The following is an 8662-nucleotide window of genomic DNA, read 5'->3' as shown; positions in this document are numbered from 1 at the left end:
ATGAGCCTAGCCTTCCTGGCGTCAAGCGGACCGTCTCCGAAGTCAGCGTCCGGTATGCCCCACCCAACGCCTCGGGTGGTGATCTCATAGAGGTGGCTATTCGTCCACCCGATCGCTGCCTGAAGCACGAGATGCAGGCGATCAAGCCGGATGGTCAGCGGCACGACAAACCGCCGCATCACCGTCGGCTTGACGCCGTCGAGAGTGACTTTGAGGACGGCAATCTGGGTGCTCATGCCGCCAGTGCCTTGCGGTCGTGGCTCCATCGCCACGGCAACAACTCGTGCAGCCGCGATGCCGGGTGATCCGCGATGCGGCGAAGAACATCGGCGAGCCAGGCTTGCGGATCGACGTCATTCATCTTGGCGGAGACTATCAAGCTGTACATCATGGCCGCCCTTTGGCCACCGCGATCTGAGCCCGCGAACAGCCATGACCTGCGGCCTAAGGCAATGCCCCTCAGCCCGCGCTCTGCCGCGTTGTTCGTGATGCAGACTCTCCCGTCCTCAAGGAAGCGCGCGAAGGATGCCCAACGCTTGAGCATGTAGTCGATGGCTTTGGCGACGTCATCGTGGCGCGAGAGCTTGGCGCGCTCACGGCGCATCCAAGCCTCCAGCTCGATGACGAGCGGCTGGCTGATCTCTTGGCGGACCGCCCGCCGTTCCGCCGGTAGGCGGCCGTTGATCTCGCGTTCGACATCGAACACCGCGTCAATTCGGCGCACGGCCTCCAGCGCCAGGGGCGACATAAAGACGGGTGTCTTGCCTTGCGCCTTGCGCTTAGCATTCAGAGCCAGATCGGCCAGGATGAAGAACTTCCGGCGTGCATGTGCCCAGCATGCTGCCTCCGTGATCGGCCCTGGTTGTCGGGCAGGATCGTAGAGCCTCTTGTAGCCGCCGAATGCATCAGCCTGAAGGATGCCGGCATAGGTCGCGAGATGGCCTTGCGGGTGGGCGCCGCCACGATCGCGCGAATAGTAGAACACCGCCGCCGGGGGCGCGTGCCCGGCAAACGGCCGATCGTCACGTACGTAGACCCATGATCGAGCTATGTCGGTCTTGCCCTTGGCCAGCACCGGCACCGTGGTGTCGTCGCCGTGCAGTCGCTCGGCGGCAAAGACATGCGCCTCGAGGCACTTGAAGATCGGTTCCAGCACGGCGCAACAGGCGCCCACCTGGTCCGCCATCGTCGACAGGCTGATGACCACACCCTCACGGGCATAGCGTTCGGCCTGCCGGTTAAGCGGCTGGTGCTGCCCAAACTTCTCGAAGGCGATCATGGCCAGCAGGTTGGGACCAGCCCAGCCACGACGGACAACGTGGAAGGGCGCCGGCGCCTGGCTGATCGTCTCACAGTCGCGGCAGCTGAACTTCTCGCGGACGTGCTGGATGACCTTCCAGCGCCGTGGGATGACCTCGAGCGTCTCGGTGACGTCCTCGCCCAGCTTGGACAGTCGCGCGCCGCCACAGCATGTGCAGGCTGCGGACCCGGGTACGATCACCCGCTCACGTGGCAGATCATCGGGGAATGGCTTCCGGGCCGGCCGCTTGCGGCTGAATGCGGCGACAGTGGTTGCCTTGGCTACTTCCCGCTCAGCCTGGAGTTCGTCCTCTGTGGCCGTGGCCTCCAGCTCCTCGAGCTCCAATTCCAACTGATCGATCAGACGGCGCGCACGTTCCGAGCGCGGGCCGTAGATCTCGCGCTTGAGCTTCTCGATCTCCAGCTTCTGCCGTGCGATCAGCGCTTCGGCATCGGATTGCTGGGCGCGTGCGATGGCGGCCTCGGCCTGGGCTGCATCGGCGCGCGCACGCTCCGCGATGAGCGCCGCTTTAAGCACCGTGACATCGTCGGGCAAGGCTGCAGGATCGGCCTCCATAAGACCGATCGAATCACAAATCGCGCCGGTTTTGTACTGCTTTCTCGGGCAAAGCCGCAGTTTGACCTAACCCGCGGACGTCGGCCGCCAAGTCAGCTGTGGATTGCGCCAGTCGATCGCTTCCAGGAGATAACCCATCTGCGCGGCTGTCAGCGGGAGGACGCCGTCCACCGTTTGTGGCCATGTGAAGCGGCCACGATCGAGGCGCTTCGCATAAAGAGATAAGCCCAGCCCGTCGTGCCAGATCGCCTTTATCAGGGATCCGCTCCGCCCTCGAAAGACGAAAACGTCTCCGGCAAACGGATCTCGCCCAAGACCTTCCTGCACCTGCAGCGCCAATCCGCGCATCCCGCGACGCATGTCGGTATGTCCGGTGGCAATCCAGATCCGCACACCCGCCGGAACCGGGATCACTCGCGCAGTGCCGCCAACACGCGACGCAGCGCGCTGAGATTGACGTCGCTGCCGACACGGACATGCTGTCCGTTCGCGAGCTCGATCTCAATCACCCCCGTTGCCGCGGCGGCGCGAGACACAGATGCCGGACGCACCGGATGACCGGCTGACGGGGAAGGCGACGTGGTGGCGCCGCTAATCATCTGCACCGGCACGAACATTGGAATATCCAGCGCTCCCACAAGCGCCCCCTCACGCACTTGCCGCCGCCACGTGAACAGAAGGCTCTCGCAGATCCCATGTCGAGCTGCGACCGCTCGAACCGAAGTGCCAGCCTCCTCGGTCTCGGCTACAAGTCGCAGCTTGTCCGTCGTGCCCCAGCGCCGCCGGCGTTCCCGGCCCGTGATGATCTCCACCACGCCATCCATCCTGCCACCTCAACCGCCGCCTTAAAGTGCTACTTAAAGCGGCAAGCGGTGCCCGCCCAGGCGGCCTTCGGCGGAGGCATACGGTGAGAGGGATAGCTACGCGAAAGGACGGTCGCGCCCCGTGGCCTGGAGGGCATTTTAGCTCGCCGGCGCGGCCGCATCTCACGCTGCATTAGAAGCTAGGTTCAGGACCGTTTACACGGCTCGACGCGGTGTGATTCTGGGGGCATCGGAGCCCCCCAGTGCCACTGCCGACCGAGGCGCAGATGCGCTGGATCGAGCCGTTCTTCCCGATCTCGCGCGGGCTGCGGCGCGTCGATGGTCGCTGTGTCATCAGTGGGATCGTCTACGTCGTTTGTTAAGCGGCAAAAAAGGATGCCTCCGATGCAGAGGTCATCTGCGAAGCCGCCCAGCGACCGACGATGCGCTTCGTCGCCGTGAAGAGTGAGGCGGCCCAGGCCAGCGCCGCCATCTTCCGCACCCGCGACCTGCTCGTCCGGCAGCGCACGCAGCTGATCACTGCCATACGCGGCCAGCTTTACCGAATACGGGCTCGCAGCAGCGAGAGGGCCAGCGAATCTGCCAAAGCTTCTGGAACTCGTTGGTGAGGCGGGAACTGCGCTGCCATCAGCAGCACGAGCCATGCTTGATGTTCTGGTCGATATGGTAGCGACGCTCAATGGTCGAATAATCGAGCTAGATCGAGAGATTGCACGGCGGGCAAAGGACGAAGATGTGCCCGCGCGGCTGATGACTATACCCGGCATTGGCCCGATTACGGCGACGGCGATCGCCGCCCTGGCGCCCCCTGTAGAGACGTTCCGAAAAGGGCGCGACTTCGCCGCCTGGCTCGGGCTGACGCCTGTTCAGCGGTCCACAGGCGGCAAACAGAAGCTGGGTGGCACATCAAAAATGGGCGAGCGCACCATCCGGCGCCTGCTCATAATCGGCGCTGCCGCTTTGGTGCGCCAGACAAGTCGGCGCGGACCTCCGGCCGGGTCGGGGCTCGCGCGCATGCTGGCTCGCAAGCCGTGCATGTTGGCTATTGCCGCGCTCGCCAACAAGATGGCGCGGACCGTGTGGGCCTCGCTCGCGCGCAACGAAGTTTACAGAGCTCCAGCTGTGACCGCTGCCTGAGCAGCGCTGCGGCCTGAGGCCGTCGAAGGAGTGAAAGGGCGAAGGCAAGTACGGCGCAACGGTTGATGAGACGGGATCGGCAGAGCCAGATAGACTCACCGTGCCTGCGAGCACGCAGGCCTGATATGGCGCCGATCCGCGGACTCCCTTCGGGCCCTAGGCAACTTACGGCCGTATCGCGAGGCCCGACAGGTGGCAGCACCCAACCACGCGTCAGAAGGCAAAAAATCCTCTTGCTTCTCCGGGGACGTCCACAGATGAGCCTATTCAGGCGGCAGGTGATCCTGCTCAAACCATGACGGCGCAGATACGACGGCCGAGGTGATGCTTGAGTTAATCTGGAGCCCTTCGAATCTGCGAGGAGCGATCGACTGAGGAACCGAGTGGGAGTAGGCATCAATCTTGTCAAGCATGCAGCAGGCGTCTTGCCTGAGACGACGCTGCCCCTGACGCTGGCGGAGGCGACCTTCACGGCAGCCGACCATTCCCTAAACACTTTAAGAGACTTTGGGGTAAACGTCGCACTCGAGGATCCTCGTTTTCATTCTGAGGTCGGCTTATCACAAGATGCAATACTATCGAGCGTGAGATTTCTGAAGCTTGATCGCTCGCCGATGCGTTTTAGCTGTTAAATCGATGCCCCATAGGCATTGGACGTAGCGGAACCGCTATCTCACTGTGGGTTGTGCACATTGTTCTCATGACCCTCAGTTCAACGGCCTTAACCGGAAGGGAGCAGAGCAAAAGTCGTGGAGTTGTCAAATACGCTCGTGGCGGCCAACGTCGCCGTGCGCGACAAGCCGGTGCCCCGCGGTTTCTCTCCGATACCCGGCGGCGCATCTACCAGGCTACTCGGCTTGATCAAGGCCTCTCCTCAGCTTAAGCCGATGGCAGAATCCATTCGAACATCGTGCTTCCGATTGGCCTCGGTGGGGGCATTACTTGCCGCAACTACAGCCACGGACCATTTCGGCCCATCGCCTCAGTATTTGCGCACCGCCAGCGATCGACAGGACAAAGAAATTCCATCGGCACATGATGGAACGAAGGTGCGCAATCCAGAAGCTATGCTCCCATCATTTCCATTGGCCCACCCAGCTACGACGATTCACAAAGCCCCGAAGCGCGCTCAATCGTGCGATGCGATGTTCTACGCTTTCGCTGCAACGATTTTCTCACGTAGGCCAGTGCACGAGTGATGGCAATTCTGCGCTGCATTGGCCGTCAAATCGCGATGGCGTATGGCACCGTCCTATTCTCAACCGTGTGCTTAGTGGTGCTGGGGAGACGCGTGTCCGCGGCGCGGAACGGAATCTGTGGCGCGCGGAATCATCTATCGTCTTGAACATGAGGCAAGCACAAATGGACCCGGGAATAATAGCAGTGAAAAGAGCCGGCGACCCAATGTCAGCCGCCGGCACAAAGCCAGCGCCGCCCTGTGTTTTGGTCATCTTCGGTGCGGGGGGCGACCTGACGAAACGATTGGTAATGCCCGCTCTTTACAACCTGGCAGGTGCTGGGCTGCTTGATCAGGGACTTAAAATCATCGGTGTCGATCATGTCGCCAACACCGATGATGGGTGGCGACAAGCCCTGACCGAGACGATGCGGTCCTTCACTGAGGACAAAACGGGCGAGTTTCACCCTGATGCCATTGACGAGACGGCTTGGGAGTGGATCAGCCAACGGCTGCATTACGTGCAAGGTGACTTCGAGCGGCCCGAGACCTATGCAACGCTCTCTGGCCACGTTAGCGGCAATGCGATCTTCTATCTCGCGGTAGCAGCACGCTTCTTCGGACCGGTCGTCGAAGGTCTTGCCGCCTCGGGGTTGCTCGCGGAAGGCGAGACCGGCTTCCGTCGCGTAATCATCGAAAAGCCCTTCGGCGCTGACCTTCCATCAGCGCAAGCACTGAATGCGCGCATCCTAAAGCTGGCGGACGAGAGCCAGTACTATCGCATCGACCATTTTCTCGGGAAGGAAACCGTGCAGAGTATCCTGGCCATGCGTTTTGCTAATGGCATGTTCGAGCCGATGTGGCGTCGCGAGTATATCGACCATGTCGAGATTACCGCCGCAGAGACGGTTGGCGTCGAGCAGCGCGGCGGTTTCTACGAGCCGACCGGAGCGCTGCGCGACATGGTGCCGAACCACATGTTCCAGCTCCTCAGCGTCGTCGCCATGGAGCCTCCTGACTCCCTCGCGGCCGAGGCAGTTCGCTCGGAGAAAGCCAAACTGCTTCAGGCCGTGCGCCCGATCCAGCCCGCGGATGCAGTGCGCGGGCAATATAGTGCGGGGCGACTGCTTGACAGGGAGGTCGTGGGTTACCGGCAGGAGCCGCACGTTTCGCCTGAGTCTCGCACCGAGACCTATCTGGCATTGAAGCTGACCATCGACAATTGGCGTTGGGCCGGTGTGCCCTTCTACATCCGAACCGGCAAGCGGATGGCTTCGCGAAAAACCGAAATCGCTGTCTACTACAAGGAAGCGCCCTATCAGATGTTCCGCCACACGTCGGTAGCGGGATTGGCAGCGAATGTATTGCGTCTGCAGATTGATCCTGTGCCAGGCGCGAAAATGCAATACAACGTCAAGGTGCCGGGACCAGTGATGAATATCGACGCGGTCCACACCACGCTCCGCTACAGTGACTTCTTTGCTGAGAAACCGAATGTCGGCTACGAGACGCTGATCTACGACTGCATGATCGGCGATGCGACGCTATTCCAGCGAGCCGACAATATCGAGGCTGGCTGGATGGCTGTGGAGCCGCTGCTTGCCGCCTTTGCTCGAGGCGAGGGAACGCCGGAGCTCTATTCCGCCGGCAGCGAAGGGCCGGCTGGCGCGGACGCGCTGCTGGCATCCGGCGGCCATCGCTGGTCGTCGCTTGCCGCGGAATGAGCGCGCACGCGAACATGCTGGATGCCGAGTGGCTGGAGCCGGATGGCAGCGGCGGCTTCGCCTCCGGCACCATCGGCGGTGAGAGGACTCGTCGCTATCATGCGTTGCTGTTGACTGCCAGCACGCCCCCGACTGGGCGGCTCGTGCTCGTCAATGGCGCCGAGTCGTGGGTCGAGAACTCAGCAGGGCGGATACCGCTCACCACCCACCGCTATCTGCCAGATGTCGTCTATCCGGATGGGTATCGGCATATCGCGGAATTCAGCCGCGATCCCTGGCCACGATGGACCTTCGTGCTGCCCGATGGCGCGGAGATCATGCAGGAGATCCTCGTTCCAGAAGGCACTGGTGAGACCATTCTACGCTGGCGGCGCCTACGGGGAAGCGGTCCGTGCAAGCTGAATGTCCGCCTGCTGCTCTCCGGGAGGGACTATCATGGCCTGCACCACGAGAATCCGACTTTCGATTTTAATGCTCGCTGCATCGGTGTTAAGGTGTGCTGGCAGCCGTATGCCTCCGTCCCGGCCATCACGGCGTTGACGAACGGCGCCTACTCGTCTTCGCCGGAGTGGTACCGCGACTTTCTCTATACCGCTGAACGTGACCGCGGCCTCGATTGCAGCGAAGATCTCGCATCGCCAGGTGTGCTGAGCTTCGATCTCGATCGCGACGGCGGGGCGGTGATAGTACTGCGGGCAGGGGACGCCGCTTTCGGCGACGCTGAGCCCTATGCGGAGAGCCTGGCGGCGGTCGAGCGACAACGCCGCTCAGATCTCGCCCCTCTCGCCCGCTCCGCTCGGAGCTATGTCGCCAGACGACAGAACGGCAAGACGGTGATCGCCGGCTATCCCTGGTTTGCCGATTGGGGTCGCGACACTTTTATTGCCATGCGCGGGCTGCTACTGGCCTCGGGCGATCTCGCGACCGCAGAAGCCATCCTGTGCGCCTGGGCCGATACGGTGAGCGAGGGAATGCTTCCCAACCGCTTCCTCGATCGCGGGGAGGCGCCGGAATACAATGCTGTCGATGCTTCGCTTTGGTACATCGTGGCGGTGCATGACTTCCTTGCACTGTGCGACGCCAATAAGACGCCCACATCACCTGCCGTCGCTTGTCGCCTTCGCGATGCCTGCGAGGCGATCCTGGGAGGTTACACGGCGGGAACTCGCTTCGGCATCGGCGTCGACGTGGATGGTCTACTGCGCGCTGGCGTACCAGGTGTGCAGCTTACTTGGATGGATGCTAAGGTCGGCGACCGCGTGATCACCCCGCGCATCGGCAAACCAGTCGAGATTCAGGCGCTTTGGATCAATGCGCTGCGTATCGCAGGCAGCCGCTGGTCGGCGCGTTGGAATGAGGCGGCTGACAACGCACAGACCGCCTTCGAGGCACGCTTCGTCCGGCCGGGTGCCGGTCTTTTTGATGTTGTCGATGTAGGTCATGTGTCAGGTGCAGTTGATGCGGCGCTGAGACCTAACCAGATCTTTGCCGTCGGCGGCCTTCCCTTCGTGCTGATAACGGGGGAGGCGGCGCGGGCGGTGGTCGAGGCTGTGGAAGCGAAGCTTCTGACGCCGCTCGGACTGCGCAGTTTGGCACCTGACGATCCTGCCTATATTGGGTGCTATCGCGGTGGCCCGGCCGAACGCGACGGTGCTTATCACCAGGGTACGGTATGGCCTTGGCTGATGGGCGGCTTCGTTGACGCCTGGCTTGCCGTCCGCGGTCGCAGCAGTGCCGCTAAACAAGAGGCAACGGTCCGCTTCCTCGCACCACTCATGGCGCATCTTGATGCCGCGGGCATGGGTCACGTCTCGGAAATAGCCGATGGCGATGCGCCGCATTTGCTGGCCGGCTGCCCCTTCCAAGCCTGGTCGCTCGGCGAACTCATCCGGCTCCGCCGCATGCTTGATCTTCACGACTGACA

General features: G+C 62.3%; 8 protein-coding genes. 4 read left to right on the top strand and 4 right to left on the bottom strand.

What is annotated here, in order from left to right; genetic code table 11:
- From GSQ92_RS17725 to tnpA, 4 genes are all read right to left on the bottom strand, one after another.
- Positions 1–236, bottom strand: a 236-nt coding sequence (locus GSQ92_RS17725; protein WP_174247824.1) for a plasmid pRiA4b ORF-3 family protein, incomplete at its 3' end; no start/stop codon positions are given.
- Positions 233–1876, bottom strand: a complete 1644-nt coding sequence (gene tnpC, locus GSQ92_RS17720) for an IS66 family transposase (protein WP_158802499.1) — start codon at positions 1874–1876, stop codon at positions 233–235. The genes GSQ92_RS17725 and tnpC, both read right to left, overlap by 4 nt.
- 66 nt (positions 1877–1942) lie before the next feature.
- The gene (gene tnpB, locus GSQ92_RS17715) at positions 1943–2290 is read right to left on the bottom strand and encodes an IS66 family insertion sequence element accessory protein TnpB (RefSeq protein WP_158802500.1); all 348 of its coding nucleotides are present in this window, start codon (positions 2288–2290) and stop codon (positions 1943–1945) included.
- Positions 2287–2700, bottom strand: coding sequence for an IS66-like element accessory protein TnpA (tnpA, locus tag GSQ92_RS17710; RefSeq protein ID WP_159013790.1), 414 nt, complete (start codon positions 2698–2700; stop codon positions 2287–2289). Before tnpA ends, tnpB begins: the two co-directional genes overlap by 4 nt.
- Positions 2701–3122: 422 nt before the next feature.
- On the opposite strand from tnpA, the gene GSQ92_RS30330 reads away from it, so the two are divergent.
- The 4 genes from GSQ92_RS30330 to GSQ92_RS17695 all read left to right on the top strand — a co-directional run bounded on the left by GSQ92_RS30330 (position 3123) and on the right by GSQ92_RS17695 (position 8660).
- Positions 3123–3308, top strand: coding sequence for a hypothetical protein (locus tag GSQ92_RS30330; protein ID WP_254065569.1), 186 nt, complete (start codon positions 3123–3125; stop codon positions 3306–3308).
- A complete protein-coding gene (locus GSQ92_RS17705; protein WP_216850002.1) occupies positions 3220–3837 on the top strand; it encodes an IS110 family transposase in 618 nt (205 codons plus the stop codon). The genes GSQ92_RS30330 and GSQ92_RS17705 overlap by 89 nt, the downstream gene beginning before the upstream one ends.
- Before the next feature lie 1362 nt (positions 3838–5199).
- The gene (gene zwf, locus GSQ92_RS17700; protein WP_216849989.1) at positions 5200–6738 is read left to right on the top strand and encodes a glucose-6-phosphate dehydrogenase; all 1539 of its coding nucleotides are present in this window, start codon (positions 5200–5202) and stop codon (positions 6736–6738) included.
- The gene (locus GSQ92_RS17695) at positions 6735–8660 is read left to right on the top strand and encodes an amylo-alpha-1,6-glucosidase (protein ID WP_158802503.1); all 1926 of its coding nucleotides are present in this window, start codon (positions 6735–6737) and stop codon (positions 8658–8660) included. Before zwf ends, GSQ92_RS17695 begins: the two co-directional genes overlap by 4 nt.
- Positions 8661–8662 lie beyond the last annotated feature (2 nt).

It is taken from the genome of Acidisoma sp. S159, from assembly GCF_009766125.1.
Lineage (GTDB): Bacteria > Pseudomonadota > Alphaproteobacteria > Acetobacterales > Acetobacteraceae > Acidisoma.
The sequence above is the reverse complement of the archived record's forward strand: the minus strand, read 5'-3'. Positions and strand labels throughout refer to the sequence as shown.